Genomic DNA, 17,706 nt, shown 5'->3' with positions numbered 1-17,706 from the left:
AGGCCATTACTGTACCCAGGATTGGGTGATCATCCAGTTGAACTGCCGGTTGAACTTGAAATTGCCGAGACGTTTGCTGACAAAGTCAAGCCGCTTCGGCGTGAAGAGGCCAACGGCGGGTGCCTTGTCGGTGACTTGCCTGTCGATTTCAGCCCACATTTTGTCGGCGGCTTTCTGGTCGGTGACGCCGAGGTCCAATGCTTTTTGCATCTTGGCGTCGATTTCCTTGTCGCAGAAGCCGGCGATGTTGATCGAGGCGTCCGAGCCTTCACGGAAGGAGGCGCAGCTGAACAGGATGTTCAGGAAATCCGAGGCCGCAGGATAGTCCTTGTACCACTGGGTGACGGACATCTGCACCTTGTTGTTGGTGTTCTGGATGTAGGTAAACTGGATGTTCGACGAGATCGGCTTGACGTCGGCGACATAGCCGATGCTGGTCAGCACGCTCTGCAGATAGACGCCGATGGACCGCGAAATGGCGGTGTCCTCGACGATGATCGTCACCTTCTGGCCCTTGGTGCCGGAGTCCTCGACGAGCTGCTTTGCCTTGTCGAGGTCTCCGGCCGACCATTTGGCGCCCGGATTCTTGGTGAAGGGGCAATAGTCTTCATGGCCGGGGAAGTCCGGCGGCAGGACCTGGCAGACCGGCGAGGCCAACACCTTGCCACCGAACAGCTTGACCAGCGTGTTGCGGTCGATCGCATAGGCAACGGCCTGGCGCGCTTTTTCATTGTCGAAGGGCGCGAGACGGTTGTTCAGCGGCGCGTACCACCACGCCGAAAGCGGCGAGATGTGCAACTGGTCCATGGATTTGCTGCCGAGTTCGCCGAGGCGGTCGCTCGGCAGAGCGTCGAACATCCAGTCCGCTTCGCCGTTCTGGATCGCGGTGACGGCTGCCTCTTCGGACAGGCCGAAATCATATTGGACGACATCCGGATAGCCGTCCGGCTGGGCTTCTTCGCTCCACTGCTTGAAATTGGGGTTGCGGGAAACCGTCATGCCCTTATTGGGGTCGAAGGCGGAGATCATGTACGCGCCGGTGCTGGGAATGGGCTTGGAACCCATGTCTTCGGCGGGCGTGTCCGCCGGCAGGACCACGGCATGCGGCAAGGCAAGCTTGTAGAGCAGCTCGGCATCCGGCTTGGTGATGTTGATGGTGATGGTGCCGGCCGCTTCGTCGCCGACAACGCCGCCTTCCAGCGTGCAGCTCTTGGTGTCGGCCAGGCATTTGTCCGCGCCGACGATGCCAGCATAGAACGTGCCGGAGGTGGGTCCGGAAACCTTGAAGATGCGCTGGAAGGAAGCGACGACGTCCTTCACGCCAAGATCCTGGCCGCTGGAGAACTTGATGCCCTTGCGCAGCTTGAAGGTGAAGGTCTTACCGTCATTGCTGACCTGCGGCAGGGCCTCGGCCAGATCGGGAACGATGGTGAAGCCGTCCATGCCCTCGGCCTTGCGGAAGGCCACCAGGCCGTCATAGATCGGCTGGTACATCTGCCAGCCCTGGTCCGTGTAATTGATGTGCGGATCGAGCGTTCCGGCCGCGGAGCGGGCCAGCAGGCGGATGGTGCCGCCTCGGTGCTCCTTGAGATATTCGGCCTGTGCCGGGGCCAGCCATGTACCGGCCAGCAATGCCGCGGCTGTTGCCGCCAGAAGCAGTTTCTTCATGTCTTCATTCCCCTTTTTTTCAGTTATCGTTGTGGTCCAGGAAGTCTCCCACCACCCGCATGCACGCATCTTGCTCTTCGACATGCGGCATGTGGCTGGAATGCTCGAATATCTCCCAGCGAGACCCCTTGATGCCGTCCTTGTAGGGCTGCACGGTCGCGGGCGTGGCCTCGTCGTGACGTCCGGAGATGATCAGTGTGGGAACATCGATGGCCGGCAGGCGCTCGACGATGCTCCAGTTCTTCAGCGTTCCGATGACATGGAACTCGTTCGGCCCATTCATCAGATTATAGACGGTCGGATTGCGCACGACCTGGGCGAAACTTTCCGTGACTTCGGGCGGGAAAGGCACGACCCGGCAGACATGCCGCTCGTAGAACACCATCGTCGCCGCCTGGTACGCCGCATCGTCCGTCGTGCCGGCCTGCTCGTGCCGGGTCAGAGTCTCCTGCACATCGGCGGGCAGATCCGCACGCAACCGGTTGGCCTCTTCGACCCACAGTTTCATGGACGCCGGTGAGTTGGCAATGGTCAGCGATTTCAGACCCTTCGGCCGCGTCACGGCATATTCGGCGCCCAGCATGCCGCCCCAGCTCTGGCCGAGCACGTGGAAGCCCGCCCGAATGCCGAGATGGTCGACCAGGTTTTCAAGCTCGTCGATGAACAGCCCAGGTGTCCAGAAATCGGCGCCCTTCTCAGGCAGTAAGGTGGAATTGCCGCAGCCCAACTGGTCATAATGAATGATGGCGCGATCCCTGCGCGCAAGAAGCTTGTAGGCATCGACATAATTGTGGGCGACGCCCGGGCCGCCATGCAGGATCACCACCGGCGCCTTTTCGCCACCGAGTTCGCCACTGACCCGATACCAGGTCTCGTGGGCCCCGAAAGCGGCCCGTCCTTCCATGCCGATGATCTCAGATGACATCCCAGTTCCCAGTGCGGTTGAAGGCATCTTGTATTTGTCCGTGACTGCGGGCGCCTAACTCATGTTTCGGCTGACCTGCACCCACTCTTCCAGCATCTGCACGCCAAATGCCGTGGCGCCTTGCCTGCCCAGAGGCCGATCGGTGTCGGTCAGTTCCTTGCTGGCGATGTCGAGATGCACCCAGGGGCGGTCTTCAGTGAAGTGACGCAGGAAGGCCGCCGCATAGGGAGCGTCGCCGTCTTCCATGTCCTTGGCATGATGCCGCAGGTCCGCGAACGGCGATTGCAGACCCTCATCATAGGCCCGGTCGAGCGGCAGCCGCCAGAACCGTTCGCCGACCGCTTCTCCGGCCGCGATCATCTGTGACGCGATGGCATCGTCGGTGCTGAACAGGCCGGCGAATATCGACCCCAGGCCACGCGTCACCGAATAGGTCAGCGTCGCCAGATCGACGATCACCGAAGGGTTGAAGCGCGTGGCTGCATAGTGGAGGCAGTCGGCCAGAAGCAGGCGTCCTTCCGCATCCGTGTCGAACACTTCCACGGTCTGTCCGGACGCCGTCGTGATGATGTCGCGCGGTTTGAGCGCGGTGCCGGATGGCATGTTCTCGGCGATGCCGAGAACACCGACAACATGTACCGGGCTGCCTTGCCGGGCGAGCGCGATCAGCAGGCCGACCACAGCGGCCGCTCCGCCCATGTCGGCTTTCATGTCGAACATTTGCGCTCCGCCCTTGATGCAGAGGCCTCCCGAATCGAAGCAGACGCCCTTGCCGACGAAAGCGAGTGGTTGAGCGGGCGCACCCTTGCCCCGGTAACGCAGGACAGCGACCCGGGGCGGGCGCGCCGAGCCCGATCCAACAGCAAGAAGCGCGTTCATGCCGAGCTCCTTCAGTTGCGCGGCATCGAGCATTTCGATGTCGATGCCGGCTTCACGCAGCGGCTCCAGATGATCATGGAAATTGTCGGGATGGAGATGGTTCGGCGGCAGGTTGACCAAGGTCCGCGCATATTCGACACCGTCGGCGATGGCATTCATCCGCGCCAGCGCCGCGGTCAGATTTGGGCCGCGGGCCCCGACCAGTTTCACCCGCAAGGTTCGATCCGCTCCCGCCCCTTGCCGCCGGTTGCGCATGTCGAAACGATAGCGGCGCAGCCGCATGCCGAGCGCGACACGCGCCAGGATTTCGGCTCCGGGCAGGTCAACGCCGGCGATGGGGTCCAGGACCAGCGTGGCCGCGCATTCTCCCTTGCCCTCCAGATGCGCGGCAAGCAGACCGCCAGCGCGTGCCAACGACAGGGCGGTTACGGTTTCAGCTTTGCCCAAGGCCAGGACGACCACGCGCTTAATCGATACGGCCTGAGGAGCAATAAGATCGATGCAGGTGCCGGATTCGGCCAAGGCGGCCGGGTCGGAGCAGGCGCGAGAGAGGATCCCGCTCATCTCGGCATCCAGGGCGACTGCCCGCGGGCCAAAGCCCGTGTGGGCAGTTTGCAAAATCACGACGACAGAGGCTTCGGCGGAAATCTCATCCGCGGTCTCGAAAACCGGCGCTGGCGATTGAGGCATAGGCTGGCGCTCTCTCCAATTGCGGCAATACCAGCCGGTAGCGAGCAACGCTTCGCTCGCCCCGGTGGAGACTGGTCAAGCCGGTCTCCGCCGTTCGTGGTATAATGCCGGTCCCCAAACAGTCGCTTTCTTGAGACGACTTAATTGCTCTTGCCTTCTGGGTATCCCCTAACGGGGCAGGCGATCAAACGCGAATTCTGCCCATGTCGATTGACAAAAACTCAACTGACAATTCATGATCGGCCAATGGCCCTTCCCTCACTCAATGGCATGCGCGCTTTCGAGGCCGCCGCTCGCCTCGGCAGCGTCAAGGACGCGGCGGAAGAACTGCATCTGACACCCTCGGCTGTCAGCCGCCACATCCGCGCGCTTGAACGAAATCTTGGCCAGGACCTGTTCGAACGCGGTTTTCGCCAGATAACGCCAACTATCAGGGGCTCCTACTATGCACGCAGCCTCTCGGAGGCGTTCGAAGCCATCTGGCGCGCCACCGATGACGTCAGCCTCTCCGAGGGGTCGCGCCACGGCAAGATCCAACGTGTCCGGGTCTTGTGCGTGCCCACTGTTCTGAACCTTTGGCTGGCGGACCGGTTGCCGAACTTTCGCCGGTTGCATCCGTCGGTGGATCTGGAGATCTCCACTTCAGGCAAGCGCGCCAACTTCGATTTGGCCATTGTCGACGAGTTCGTCTACAAGGCCGGCCCGGCTTTGACGCTGCTGATCCCGCTGCTTTTGACGCCGGTCTGTGCGCCTTCGCTTCTGGAGGGGCCTGTGCCGCTGCGATCGCCGGCCGATCTGGTCAATCATCATCTGATCCATGAATGCGAAACCATGAGATGGAAGCGTTGGCTGGAGCAGGAAGGCGTTCTGGAAACGACGCCAAAATCCAGCACAACACTGGATGATTGCACCTTGATCATGCGCGAAGCGATCAATGGCGCGGGAATAGCGCTCGCGGACACGATGATGGCGCAAGATTTTCTGCAGCAAGGCAAACTGGTCGCCCCGTTCCGTGCCCGCCACACCTATCCGGCCGGCATTTACCTGCATCAGCGTCGCAGCATCGGCAACAAACCAGGCACCGGCCTGTTTCAGGATTGGCTGCTCGCCGAAGTCGCGGATCACAAGCAGCTTATGGCCATCACCTAGATGGCCCCCTACCGAAGATGTCGGGAGCCACCGCTTCAGATTGGAATCCCAGCGTCGAACTTCGAATCATCCGTGCCGGGCTCAGCGATGACCCACCATCGCCGTGCATCGATAATCGCAGTTCTCATTGAATATCTTTAAGGCCAAAGCCGGCAAATAGGTTGCTTGTCGGTTCCCCTGCGGCAGGCTTAACCTGCACGCGGCCAACGCGTGAGGGCGCGTGCTGCAAAAGGGGACCATTGCAATGACAATACAGGGTGCTTCACCTGATCTGTACAACGAGGATCTGGCTCCGGCCAAAGTTCGAAACTGGGGACCATTCTCGATCTTCAACGTCTGGACGTCGGACGTCCACAGCCTTTGGGGCTACTATCTTGCCGCCAGTCTGTTCCTGTTCTGCGGCGGCTTTGTCAATTTCATCATCGCCATAGGCATCGGATCGCTGATCATCTACGCGCTGATGAACATGGTCGGCTATGCCGGCGTGAAGACGGGCGTGCCCTACCCCGTGCTTGCCCGCGCCTCTTTCGGCATCTGGGGCGCCAACATACCGGCACTGGTGCGCGCCATCGTCGCCTGCTTCTGGTACGGCGCGCAGACGGCCGCCGCCTCGGGCGCGATCGTGGCGCTGCTGATCCGCACGCAGTGGTTCGCCGATTTCAATGCCAGCACGCATTTCCTCGGCCATACCGGCCTGGAGGTGATCTGCTTCGTGGTCATCTGGGGGCTGCAACTGCTGATCATCCAGAACGGCATGGAAACGGTGCGCCGCTTCCAGGACTGGGCCGGCCCCGCGGTGTGGGTGATGATGCTGATCCTGGCGATCTATCTCTGCGTCAAATCCGGGAGATTTGCCTTCACCAGCGACATCCCGATGGACGTGTTGCTGGACAAGACGAAGGACGCGGGCGTGCCCGGCACGCCCGGCTCGTGGACTTCGCTGTTTGCGGTGGCAGCAATCTGGGTCACCTATTTCTCGGCGCTCTATCTCAACTTCTGCGATTTCGCCCGTTACGCGCCGGACAAGGCATCGCTGCGCAAGGGCAACATCTGGGGTCTGCCGATCAACCTCATCCTGTTCTCGCTGGTCGCCGGCGTCACCACCATTGCCGCCTTTGACGTCTATGGCGAAGTGCTGCTGCATCCCGACCAGATCTCGGCGAAATTCGACAGCTGGTTCCTGGCGGCGCTCGCAGCCCTGACCTTTGCGGTTGCGACCCTGGGCATCAACGTGGTCGCCAATTTCGTCTCGCCGGCCTTCGACTTCTCCAACGTCTTCCCCAGGCAGATCGACTTCAAGAAGGGCGGCTATATCGCGGCCGTCATTGCCCTGCTGCTCTATCCCTTCGCGCCATGGGAAGGCAGTGCCGCTTCCTTCGTCAACATCATCGGCGCGACGATGGGGCCGATCTTCGGGGTGATGATGGTCGACTACTACCTGATCCGGAAGGGTGAGATCGACGTTGAGGCGCTTTACCGCGAAGACGGCGAGTTCCGTTTCCAGGGCGGCTGGCACGTCAATGCATTCATCGCCGCCGGCATCGGCGCCATCTTCTCGTCGATCCTGCCCAACTTCACCAACTGGCTGCCGTCCTGGTGGGGCGTCTATGGCTGGTTCTTCGGCGTGGCGATCGCCGGCATCATCTACTACGTGCTACGCACCGCCGCTTTAGGCGCCGGAGCGAAGACGGCAAAGGCTTGAAAATGAGGCAGTAGGCAGTAGGTGTGAGGGAGTAGAGAACTGCTTCCCTACTGCCTACTGCCCACCATCTCGGCCAGTTTTCGCACCGTGTTCCAGTTGCGTGAGGTACCGACGCCCAGACGCTTGTGGCTCGCTGCGGTCAGAAGCCGTGAACTGGGTGCGGCGCGCGAGAAGACAATCCAGATATTGCCAGCGACGGCGTGCATCTTTTCGTCTTTGCCGACATAGGAGCCGAGCGCCGTGACGGCTTCGTCCGGCACCGGCCGGCGCATCACGCGCACCGCCACCTGATCCGCGGTCGCATTCGATTCATCTGGAAACGGATTGCCGGCGGCAAGCTTCAGCCAGTCCTCGGCACCGCGCACGAGGATATCGACATGGCGGCCGAAGGTTTTTTCGAAGGCTGCTTCCAGCCGCTGTTCCAGGTCGGCGATATCAGTTGCCGGTGCCTCGAAGACCAGATTGCCCGTCGCCACCAGCGTGCGCGGGTTGTTCAGCCCGAGCTCTTCGGCCATGGCCTTGAGGTCGGCCATACGACCCGGCGGCCCTCGCCCAGGATGATGCTGTAAAGCAGCGCGACATAGGTCTGCATTGCCGCCCGACCTGATCGCTACACCAACCGGCTCTGCTCCACCGCCGCCTCGATGAAACTGGCGAACAGCGGATGCGGGTCGAGCGGCCGGCTTTTCAGTTCCGGATGATATTGCACGCCGATGAACCAGGGGTGGTCTGGATACTCGACCGTCTCCGGCAGCACGCCGTCGGGCGACATGCCGGCGAATACCAGGCCGCAATCCTCGAGTCGCTCCTTGTAGTCGATATTGACCTCGTAGCGGTGGCGATGGCGCTCGAAAATCTGTGTGTCGCCGTAAATCTCGGCGATCTTGGAGCCCTTGGCGAGTTCGGCCTGATAGGCGCCGAGCCGCATCGTGCCGCCGAGATCGCCGGTTTCCCGGCGCTTCTCCAGCATGTTGCCTTTCAGCCATTCGGTCATCAGGCCGACGACCGGTTCCTCGGTCGGACCAAACTCGGTCGAAGACGCATGTTCGACGCCGGCCAGCGACCGCGCCGCCTCGATGCAGGCCATCTGCATGCCGAAGCAGATGCCGAAATACGGCACCTTGCGCTCGCGCGCGAACTTCGCCGCCAGTATCTTGCCTTCGGCACCGCGCTCGCCAAAGCCGCCGGGAACCAGGATGCCATGCACCTTTTCCAGCCATGGCGTCGGATCCTCCTTTTCGAAGATCTCCGATTCGATCCAGTCGAGCTTGACCTTGACGTGGTTGGCCAGGCCGCCATGCGACAGCGCCTCGATCAGCGATTTGTAGGCATCCTTGAGGCCGGTATATTTGCCGACCACGGCGATGGTGACCTCGCCTTCCGGATTGTGGATGCGGTTGGACACCGCCTGCCACGGCTCCATGCGCGGCTTCGGCGCCGGATCGATGCCGAAGGCGGCCAGCACTTCCGAATCGAGCCCTTCCCTATGGTATGCCATCGGCACATCGTAGATATGCGGCACGTCGAGCGCCTGGATCACGGCACTTTCGCGCACATTGCAAAACAGCGACAGTTTTCTGCGCTCTTCCTTGGGAATGGCGCGATCGGCGCGGACCAGCAGGATGTCGGGCGCGATGCCGATGCCGCGCAGTTCCTTGACCGAATGCTGGGTCGGCTTGGTCTTCAGCTCGCCGGCCGTCGGGATGTAGGGCATCAGCGTCAGATGCACGTAGACGGCGTTGTTGCGCGGCAGGTCGTTGCCGAGCTGGCGTATCGCTTCCAGGAACGGCATCGCCTCGATGTCGCCGACCGTGCCGCCGATCTCGCAAAGCACGAAATCATAGTCGTCATTGCCGTTGAGGACGAAATTCTTGATCTCGTCGGTGACGTGCGGAATGACCTGCACGGTTGCGCCGAGATAATCGCCGCGCCGCTCGCGCTCGATGATGTTCTTGTAGATGCGGCCGGTGGTGATGTTGTCCTGCTGATTGGCGGAGCGGCCGGTGAAGCGCTCGTAATGGCCAAGATCGAGATCGGTTTCCGCGCCATCATCAGTGACGAAAACCTCGCCATGCTGGTACGGCGACATCGTGCCCGGATCGACATTGAGGTAGGGGTCGAGTTTTTTGATGCGTGCGCGATAGCCTCGCGCCTGCAGGAGAGCCCCAAGGGCCGCTGCGGCTATGCCTTTTCCAAGTGAGGAAACCACGCCGCCTGTGATGAATACATATCGCGCCATGGGAGTCATCGCTTAACGCGGCCGGATTGATTCCGCCAGAGAAAAAACCACCGCGAAGGTTTTTTCCCAAGAAGGCGCTCGGATCGTGAACAGGGCAAAACAAAAGGGCCGGCTGAGCCGGCCCTTTCGGCAGGATGACGAAAACGTCAGATGATAACGACCTTGGTGCCAACCCTGACGCGGCTGTAGAGGTCCATGACGTGCTCGTTGATCATGCGGAAGCAGCCATTCGAGGCGCTGGTTCCGATCGACTGCGGCGCGATGGTGCCGTGGATGCGCAGATGCGTGTCCTTCTTGCCGTCATAGAGATAGATGGCGCGCGCGCCGAGCGGGTTCTGGCCACCGCCGGGCATGCCGTCCTTGTACTGGCCGTAATGCTTCGGCTCACGCTTCTGCATGTCCAGCGTCGGGATCCAGCGCGGCCATTCCTGCTTGTCGCCGACCGCAACCGTACCCTTGTACTGCAGACCCTCGCGGCCGACCGCAATGGCGTAGCGGCGGGCGGTGGAGGACGATTCGACGAGGTAGAGGCGCCGCGCGCTGGTGTCGATGACGATGGTGCCCGCATCGTAACCGCTGAATTCCACGTCCTGCGGCACGAATTCCGGCTTCACCTTGAACTGCTTCTTGGCTTCCCTCTTGGCGAGCACCTGGTCGAGAGCCCGTGTCTCAGGGAGATAGCTTATCGAAGACCCGGACGAGGTCCCGCCGAAGAGACCGGCGAACAGACCACCGTTGCTCGGCTGCTTCTGGCCGATGACCTCGCTGCGCAGCTCGCCATTGTTGCCGGTCAAGGCGACGTTCATCGCCTCTGCCGGAAGCGGCTCTGCCGATTGGATCGGCGCGATCGGTTCGATAGGCTCGATGATCTTGGCAACCTGCTTCTTGGCCGGCTTGGCATCGGCCACCTCGGTTGCCGGCGCGCTCTTGCCCTTCTTGGCAAGGAACGCCTGCCGTTCAGCGTCGGCCTTGGCCTTGGCCGCCTCGCGCATCGCCAGTTTCCTGGCTTCGAGCGCCTTGGCTTTGGCGGCCTCCTTGTCGGCAACGATCTTGGCCTCGATCTTCTTGATCTGGGCGAGGTCGTCGGGCGTCGGGTTTTTCTTCTTCTTGAGAAGCTTCAATTGCGACGCGTCACTTTTGACGGCGACGTTGATGGCGGAGGTTGTTTCAACCGAAGGCTGTGCGGCCATATTGGCTGGAACGCCAGCGAAAGCGGGGGAACTGATGCCGATTGCGGCACAAAGTCCCAGGAAAATGAAGCTGCGAAGCTGCATGGCGAAGATCCGATCGTTCTATGCTTGTTGCCCACGGCGTCGCCCAGCGCCCCCCAAGGGCGCCGGAAGTGCCGCGCGCAATCTATAGTCGAATAAGCGCGGGGGCCTCAAGCGTGAGGTCGTACCTCACCCAGTCGAATCTTTGTGATCTCGCTGCATTTGCCGCGACTGTGTTCAAACGAGCACAGATCGCGGCTTCAGCCGCCGAAGACTACTGGTTTGGAACCTGCGGGGCCGCCGGCGCGGCGGGAGCGGCGCCATTGGTTGCCGGCGGCGTCGACCCGGCGGCAGGCGCCGTGGCCGGCGCGGTCGCCGGAGCCGCGGCATCGTTGCCTGACGGCGGCGTCGGCGTGGTGGTGCCTGCGGGCGCCGGGGTGGTCGTGCCGGGCAATTGGTTGAGCACGCCTTTGCCTGCACCGTCCGATGTCGCCGGCACGCGGTCGAGGATATCGATCGGCTTCTCGCCGTAGCGGGCGACGATCGACAGGGTCAAGGACGTGGCGAAGAAGGCGGCCGCCAGGATCGCCGTCGCACGCGTCAGCGCATTGGCAGCGCCACGCGCGGTCATGAAGCCGGAGCCGCCACCGATGCCGAGGCCGCCGCCTTCGGAGCGCTGCAGCAGCACCACGCCGACAAGGGCGAGCACAACCATGAGATGGATGACGATCAGTACGGTTTCCATAGTTTATCCTGGCAAGGCCTTGCCCGGCCGCGGACACGACCGGTGAATTGGAGGCGGCTCAATACAATGCTTTGACGGCATTTCCAAGCCCGTGGCCGGAATATGGGAAGCAACCCGTCCTTTGCAACGATTTCAGGCACCGGAAGCCCTGTCCGGCGTGGCGAATGTCTTCAAGCAATATTGCGATAGGCCTCGGCAATAGCTAGGAAATCCGCCGCTTTCAGGCTGGCGCCGCCGACCAGCGCCCCGTCGACATTCCTGACGCCGAGCAATTCGACCGCGTTGGAAGGCTTGACCGAGCCGCCATAGAGAATGCGCACCTTGGCCGCAACGCCGCCGAGCTTTTCCGACAGCTTTTCGCGGATATGTGCATGTGCTGCCGCCACATCGCCGGCTGTCGGCGTCAGGCCGGTGCCGATCGCCCATACCGGCTCATAGGCAATGATGGTGTTGGACGGGGTGGCGCTTGGCGGGACCGAACCATCGACCTGCCGCGACAGCACATCCAGCGTCGCGCCCGCTTCACGCTGTTCATGCGTTTCGCCGACGCAAATGATGGCAACAAGCCCGGCACGCCATGCGGCGGATGCCTTGGCCTGGACAGTGGCGTCATCCTCGCCGCGTTGCTCGCGGCATTCGGAATGGCCGACGATGACATGGCTCGCACCGGCATCCCTGAGCATTTCCGCCGAGATGCAGCCGGTGTAGGCGCCGCTCTCCTTGGTATGGCAATCCTCACCGCCGGCATGCACCGGCGTGCGTGACAGGATCTCCGCGGCGTGGGCAAGCAGGGTCGCGGGAACGCAAACCAACGCTTCGGTCTCCGCGTCAAGTCCGCTCATGAAGCCGTTGCCGATCATCCGGAGCTCGTTGAGCGAGGCACTGGTGCCGTTCATTTTCCAGTTGCCGGCGACGAGCGGGCGAATTCCTGGCGTCATGGGTTTGCTTCTCCGGATGATATCGGGGCTCTGGCCCTCACTACCAAAATCAGGCCACAAAGCAATCGACAGTGGGCCGGAAGGGCGCTATTGCGCTTGTTTCAGACTCGGCGCATGCGAAAATGCGCATAAATCGGAAGTAAAAATGCTTGGTATATTGAGAAGCGCGGCAGGCACCTGGGTCGCGAAGGGGCTGTTGGTGCTGCTGGTGCTCAGCTTTTTGGTCTGGGGCGTTTCCGGACGGCTGATGGGTGGTTTGGCCGGCCATGATTCGGTCATTACCGCCGGCGGCACCAAAGTGTCGATCAACGAATACCGTCTCGCCTATGATCGCCAGCTCGCTGTCATGTCGCAGCAGTTCGGCCAGCGTCTCAGCCACGAACAGGCAAAGGCACTCGGTGTCGACAACCAGGTGCTGGCGCAACTCGTCTCGGGCGCCGTTCTCGACGAACAGGCCCGCAAGCTGGGCCTCGGACTTTCCAAGGACCGGTTGGCCGAGTTGACGCGCGAAGACCCGGCATTCAAGGGCCCGGGCGGCCAGTTCGACCGCAGAACATTCGAATACATGCTGCAGCAGATTGGCATGCGGCCCGAGGACTATCTGAAGAACCGTGCCCAGGTGGCGGTGCGCCAGCAGATCGTCGAGGCTGTCTCGGATGGCCTCAAGGCTCCGGACACTTTCTTCAAGGCGGTTGCGCTCTATCGCGGCGAGGACCGCACCATCGACTATTTGACGCTGCCCAAGGCACTGGTCGAACCGATCGCGGCACCGTCCGATAGCGTGCTCTTGGCCTATTTCGAAGCCAACAAGAAGACATATGCGGCACCCGAATACCGCAAATTCTCCTATGTCCGCCTTGAACCCGTCGACATCATGGACACGACCGCCGTCACCGACAGCCAGGTCAGCGACGACTACAACAAGAACAAGGCGCGTTACACCACGCCGGAACTGCGCACCGTCGAGCAGCTTGTATTCAAGACGCCGGATGCGGCCAAGGCCGCACTCGATTCGCTCAAGGCCGGCGCCACCTTCGACAAGCTGGTCACGGCGGAAGGCAAGACCCCGGCCGACACGCTGCTCGGCACGCTTGCCAAGGACAAGATTGCCGACAAGGCGGTCGCCGGCGCGGCCTTTTCGCTCAATGCCAATGAGGTCAGCCAGGTCGTGCAAGGTGCCTTCGGCCCGGTGCTGCTGCGCGTCACCGAGATCAAGTCCGAGGTGGTGAAGCCGCTGACCGAAGTGTCCGACCAGATCCGCAAGGACCTGGCGTTGGGCGAGGCAAGCCGCATTCTTCTGGACGTGCGCGACAGTTACGATGACACCCGCGCCGCCGGCAGTTCGCTGGCAGAGGCCGCGGCCAAGCTGAAGCTGAAGATCGTCACCATCGACGCCATCGATCGCAGTGGGCTGCGGCCAGATGCAAGCATCGTCAAGGACCTGCCGCAATCGCCGGAGCTGATCAAAGCGGTCTTCGACGCCGAACCCAACACGGAAAACGATGCCTTGACCACAGCCGACAACGGCTTCGTCTTCTATGAGGTGGCGTCCATCACGCCGGCTCGCGACCGCACGCTGGATGAGGTTCGTCAGAAAGCCGTCACCGACTGGACCGCGGCGGAAACAAGCAAGCGGCTCGCCGCCAAGGCTGACGAGCTGGAAAAGCGGCTCAAGGCCGGCGCAACGCTCGATGTCATCGCCAGCGAACTGAAGCTGGAAAAGCAGACCAAGCGCGGTGTCAAGCGCGAGGCCGACGATGTCGATTTCGGCAAGGAAGGCGCCGCAGCAATGTTCGGCGTTGGCGAAGGCGGTACCGGCCTGATCCCCTCGCCCACCGGCGACGGGCAGATCCTGTACAAGGTCGCCGAAGTGTTCGAGCCCGCCGGAGCCGATGCCAGCTCGGTGCCGGATGACGCACAGAAATCCTTCACCTCCGGCATGTCGGATGATCTGCTCGACCAATTGGTGGCACAGTTGCAGACACAGTACGACGTTCGCATCGACCAGGCCGCCGTCGCCCAAGCCTCGACAAGATGAGCGCGCTGAAAACCCATATCGCCAAGATCGCGACCGGTAGCGCGCTTTCCTTTGAGGAAGCGCGCGAGGCCTTCGACATCATCATGTCGGGTGACGCGACCCCCGGCCAGATCGGCGGTTTCCTGATGGCGCTGCGCGTGCGCGGCGAGACGGTGAGCGAGATTTCCGGCGCCGTCGCAACCATGCGGGCCAAGATGCTGCACGTCGACGCGCCCACCGATGCCGTCGACATCGTCGGTACCGGCGGCGACAATTCTCACAGCGTCAACATTTCGACGGCATCGGCCTTCGTCGTTGCCGGCAGCGGCGTGCCGGTTGCCAAACACGGCAATCGCGGCCTGTCGTCGCTGACAGGGGCAGCCGATGTGCTGGTGGCGCTCGGGGTCAAGATCGACATCTCGCCCGATTTCATTAGCCGTTGCATCCACGAGGCAGGCGTTGGCTTCATGTTCGCGCCCGCGCATCATCCTGCGATGAAGCATGTCGGCCCGACCCGCGTCGAACTCGGCACCCGCACCATATTCAACCTGCTCGGGCCGCTCTCCAATCCGGCCGGCGTCAAGCGGCAGCTGGTCGGTGTGTTCCTGCCGGAATGGATCCTGCCGGTTGCCGAGACACTGAAGGCGCTGGGTGCCGAGCATGTCTGGGTCGCCCATGGCGACGGCTATGACGAGATCACCACCACCGGCGAGACGCAGGTCGCCGAACTGATCGGCGGCGAAATCCGCAGCTTCACGCTGACCCCTGAAGCGGTTGGGCTGGCGCGCCATAGCAAGGATGAGTTGCGCGGCGGCGATGCGGACTACAACGCCAAGGCCTTGCGCGATATGCTGGGCGGCGGCGCCGGCGCCTATCGCGACACCGTGCTGATGAACGCCGGTGCCGGACTGGTTGTGGCCGGCAAGGCGACGACGCTTGGCGACGGCATCGCGGCGGCGGCGCAAGCCATCGATAGCGGCCGTGCCCTGCAAGTGCTCGACAGGCTGGTCGAGATTTCGAACGGATAACGGATAGAGCGTGTCTGACATTCTTCGCAAGATCGAGGCCTACAAGCGCGACGAGATCGCGGCGGCAAAGGCACGCGTGCCGTTGGCCGAAATCAAGGTCCGGGCAAAAGATGCCGACGCACCGCGCGGTTTTCTTGCCGCACTGGAAGCGAAGCGCAAATCCGGCGCCTTCGCGCTGATCGCCGAGATCAAGAAAGCGAGCCCCTCCAAGGGTCTGATCCGTGCCGATTTCGATCCACCGGCTCTGGCGCAGGCCTATGCCAAGGGTGGTGCTGCCTGTCTTTCGGTGCTGACCGATGCACCGTCCTTCCAAGGTGCGCCTGAATTTCTCACCCGGGCGCGAGCCGCCGTCGCGCTGCCGGCGCTGCGCAAGGATTTCCTGTTCGATCCGTATCAGGTCTACGAAGCCCGCGCCTGGGGCGCGGATGCCATCCTGATCATCATGGCCAGCGTCGACGACGCCCTGGCCAGCGAGCTCGAGGCGACGGCGTTCGAACTCGGCATGGATGCACTGGTCGAAGTGCATGACGAGGCCGAGACGCAACGCGCGCTAAAATTGTCGTCGCGGCTGATCGGCATCAACAACCGCAATCTGCGCACATTCGAGACCAGCCTCGACACTTCAGTGCGGCTGGCGACGATGGTTCCGGCCGACCGCTTGCTGGTCAGCGAGAGCGGTATTTTCTCGCATGACGACTGCCTCAGGCTGCAAAAGAGCGACATCGGCACCTTCTTGGTCGGCGAGAGCCTGATGCGGCAACAGGACGTCACCGCGGCGACGCGCCTGCTTCTGACAGGCAAGGCTTTGGCCGAGGCCATCTGACGATGGTATCAGGCCTTACCCATCTCGGCGCGCAGGGCGAGGCCAACATGGTCGACGTCGGCGACAAGGACGAAACAACGCGCACGGCGATCGCCGAAGGCTTTGTCGCGATGCAGCCCGAGACGCTGAAGATGATCCTCGCCGGCAACGCCAAGAAGGGCGATGTGCTCGGCACCGCGCGCATCGCCGGTATCATGGCGGCGAAGAAGACGCATGAACTGATCCCGCTCTGTCATCCGCTGCTTTTGACCAAGGTCTCCGTCGACATCGAGCCGGACCATGCTTTGCCGGGCCTGAAGGTCACCGCACTCGCCCGCGTCACCGGCAAGACAGGCGTCGAGATGGAAGCGCTGACCGCCGCTTCGGTAGCCTGCCTGACCATCTACGACATGGCGAAAGCAGTCGACCGCGCCATGGTGATCTCCGGTATCCGCCTGGTCGAAAAGACCGGCGGCAAGTCGGGTGACTACAAGGTGAGTTCCTGATGGCGCTGGTTCCTATCGCGGAGGCGCTTGAACGCCTGCTCGATGGTGCGGCACCTCTAGCCGGCGAAAGCGTTCCTCTGTTCGAGGCGGTGGATCGTGTTCTGGCGGAACCGGTCGTTGCTCTTCGCACCCAGCCGCCTTTCAATGCTTCCGCCATGGACGGCTATGCGGCGCGCGCCGCCGACGTCACGTCGGTCCCATCCAGGCTGTCGGTGATCGGCATGGCGCCGGCTGGACGTGGCTTCGACGGCACGGTCGGCCAGACGCAGGCCGTGCGCATCTTCACCGGCGCGCCGCTGCCCGAAGGCGCCGACACCATCGTCATCCAGGAGAATGTCCGCGACCTCGGCGGCGGCGAAATCGAAGTGACCGAGCCGACGGCGCAATGGCGCAATATCCGCCGCATCGGGCTCGATTTTTCAACAGGCGACATGCTGCTGGAAAAAGGCCGCTTACTCGACCCGGCGGCACTGTCGCTGGCAGCATCGGCCAACCATCCTCGGGTCAGCGTGGTGAAACGGCCGCTGGTCGCCATCATCGCCACCGGCGACGAATTGCTGCCGCCGGGCAGTGATCTCGGCCCGGATCAGATCATCTCATCGAATGCCTATGGCGTCGCTGCCACCGCACACTCGGTCGGCGCCCGCGCGCTCGATCTCGGCATTGCCGCCGATCGCAAGGAGGCTATCGCTGCCCTGATCAGACAAGCGGTCGCGGCCGGTGCGGATGTCATCGTGACGCTTGGTGGCGCCTCGGTCGGCGATCACGACCTGATCCACGACGTGCTGACCGGCGAAGGCATGACGCTCGGCTTCTGGAAGATCGCCATGCGCCCCGGCAAGCCCCTGATGTTCGGCCGCCTCGGCGACATCAGGTGCATCGGCCTGCCCGGCAATCCGGTGGCAAGCCTGGTCTGCTCGCAGTTGTTCCTGAAGCCGCTGCTGGCGCGGCTCGGCGGCCGCAATCATCGCCAGGACGTTCGCCAAGCGCGATTGGGCGCCGCAATGCCGGCCAATGATTTGCGCCAGGACTATGTCCGAGCCGTGGTCAGGGAAGATGACGGCGTACCGGTGGCGACGCCGTTCGGTATCCAGGATTCCTCGATGCTGAGAATGCTGGCCGACGCCAACGGGCTGATCGTGCGGGCGCCGTTTGCCCCTGCAGCAGCTGCTGGCGAGGCTTGCAGCGTTTTGATGCTGCGCTGAGG

The 17,706-nt window shown here is 62.5% G+C and carries 14 protein-coding genes and 1 pseudogene; 7 read left to right on the top strand and 8 right to left on the bottom strand.

Translation table 11 applies throughout. From position 1 onward, the window contains the following. Positions 1-6: 6 nt before the first annotated feature. From NKH95_RS16860 to NKH95_RS16850, 3 genes are read right to left on the bottom strand one after another with little or no spacing between them, the layout of a single operon-like run. Positions 7-1,668 carry an ABC transporter substrate-binding protein gene (locus tag NKH95_RS16860; protein WP_352612259.1) on the bottom strand — a complete coding sequence of 554 codons (1,662 nt, stop codon included), beginning with the start codon at positions 1,666-1,668 and terminating at the stop codon, positions 7-9. 19 nt (positions 1,669-1,687) lie between these two features. Then, positions 1,688-2,593, bottom strand: coding sequence for a proline iminopeptidase-family hydrolase (locus tag NKH95_RS16855; protein ID WP_352612261.1), 906 nt, complete (start codon positions 2,591-2,593; stop codon positions 1,688-1,690). 54 nt (positions 2,594-2,647) lie between these two features. Then, positions 2,648-4,162 carry a leucyl aminopeptidase gene (locus NKH95_RS16850; protein ID WP_352612263.1) on the bottom strand — a complete coding sequence of 505 codons (1,515 nt, stop codon included), beginning with the start codon at positions 4,160-4,162 and terminating at the stop codon, positions 2,648-2,650. Positions 4,163-4,408: 246 nt separating this feature from the next. Between NKH95_RS16850 and NKH95_RS16845 the strand changes: the two genes are divergently transcribed. Both NKH95_RS16845 and NKH95_RS16840 read left to right on the top strand, forming a co-directional pair. Then, complete coding sequence (locus NKH95_RS16845; RefSeq protein ID WP_023813924.1) at positions 4,409-5,311, top strand: LysR substrate-binding domain-containing protein; 903 nt, start codon at positions 4,409-4,411, stop codon at positions 5,309-5,311. Positions 5,312-5,555: 244 nt separating this feature from the next. Continuing rightward, a complete protein-coding gene (locus NKH95_RS16840; protein ID WP_352612265.1) occupies positions 5,556-7,013 on the top strand; it encodes an NCS1 family nucleobase:cation symporter-1 in 1,458 nt (485 codons plus the stop codon). A gap of 47 nt (positions 7,014-7,060) precedes the next feature. Here the strand turns inward: NKH95_RS16840 and NKH95_RS16835 are convergent. The 5 genes and pseudogenes from NKH95_RS16835 to tpiA form a co-directional block, all read right to left on the bottom strand. Next, a pseudogene (locus NKH95_RS16835) lies at positions 7,061-7,605 on the bottom strand (DUF1697 domain-containing protein). Positions 7,606-7,623: 18 nt separating this feature from the next. Continuing rightward, positions 7,624-9,261, bottom strand: a complete 1,638-nt coding sequence (gene pyrG, locus NKH95_RS16830) for a CTP synthase (protein ID WP_352554855.1) — start codon at positions 9,259-9,261, stop codon at positions 7,624-7,626. A 137-nt stretch (positions 9,262-9,398) separates the two neighbouring features. After that, complete coding sequence (locus tag NKH95_RS16825) at positions 9,399-10,526, bottom strand: L,D-transpeptidase (protein ID WP_352442406.1); 1,128 nt, start codon at positions 10,524-10,526, stop codon at positions 9,399-9,401. A gap of 211 nt (positions 10,527-10,737) precedes the next feature. Continuing rightward, positions 10,738-11,208 carry a preprotein translocase subunit SecG gene (gene secG, locus NKH95_RS16820; RefSeq protein ID WP_128303636.1) on the bottom strand — a complete coding sequence of 157 codons (471 nt, stop codon included), beginning with the start codon at positions 11,206-11,208 and terminating at the stop codon, positions 10,738-10,740. Between the two features lie 170 nt (positions 11,209-11,378). Then, positions 11,379-12,146 carry a triose-phosphate isomerase gene (gene tpiA / locus NKH95_RS16815; RefSeq protein WP_352612269.1) on the bottom strand — a complete coding sequence of 256 codons (768 nt, stop codon included), beginning with the start codon at positions 12,144-12,146 and terminating at the stop codon, positions 11,379-11,381. 145 nt (positions 12,147-12,291) lie between these two features. Here tpiA and NKH95_RS16810 point away from each other — a divergent pair, with 145 nt between their 5' ends. The 5 genes from NKH95_RS16810 to NKH95_RS16790 are packed head-to-tail and all read left to right on the top strand — an operon-like array spanning position 12,292 to position 17,704. After that, the gene (locus NKH95_RS16810; RefSeq protein WP_352442405.1) at positions 12,292-14,184 is read left to right on the top strand and encodes a SurA N-terminal domain-containing protein; all 1,893 of its coding nucleotides are present in this window, start codon (positions 12,292-12,294) and stop codon (positions 14,182-14,184) included. After that, complete coding sequence (gene trpD / locus NKH95_RS16805; protein WP_023812911.1) at positions 14,181-15,191, top strand: anthranilate phosphoribosyltransferase; 1,011 nt, start codon at positions 14,181-14,183, stop codon at positions 15,189-15,191. Before NKH95_RS16810 ends, trpD begins: the two co-directional genes overlap by 4 nt. A 10-nt stretch (positions 15,192-15,201) precedes the next feature. Continuing rightward, positions 15,202-16,014 carry an indole-3-glycerol phosphate synthase TrpC gene (gene trpC / locus NKH95_RS16800; protein WP_352442404.1) on the top strand — a complete coding sequence of 271 codons (813 nt, stop codon included), beginning with the start codon at positions 15,202-15,204 and terminating at the stop codon, positions 16,012-16,014. Between the two features lie 2 nt (positions 16,015-16,016). Further along, positions 16,017-16,499, top strand: a complete 483-nt coding sequence (gene moaC, locus NKH95_RS16795; RefSeq protein WP_352442403.1) for a cyclic pyranopterin monophosphate synthase MoaC — start codon at positions 16,017-16,019, stop codon at positions 16,497-16,499. After that, entirely contained in the window at positions 16,499-17,704 is a 1,206-nt protein-coding gene (locus NKH95_RS16790; RefSeq protein ID WP_352442402.1) for a molybdopterin molybdotransferase MoeA, read from the top strand. The genes moaC and NKH95_RS16790 overlap by 1 nt, the downstream gene beginning before the upstream one ends. Positions 17,705-17,706: the final 2 nt, after the last annotated feature.

The organism is Mesorhizobium sp. M0848, from assembly GCF_040319805.1.
Lineage (GTDB): Bacteria > Pseudomonadota > Alphaproteobacteria > Rhizobiales > Rhizobiaceae > Mesorhizobium.
This window is presented reverse-complemented; position numbering and strand designations above follow the sequence as displayed.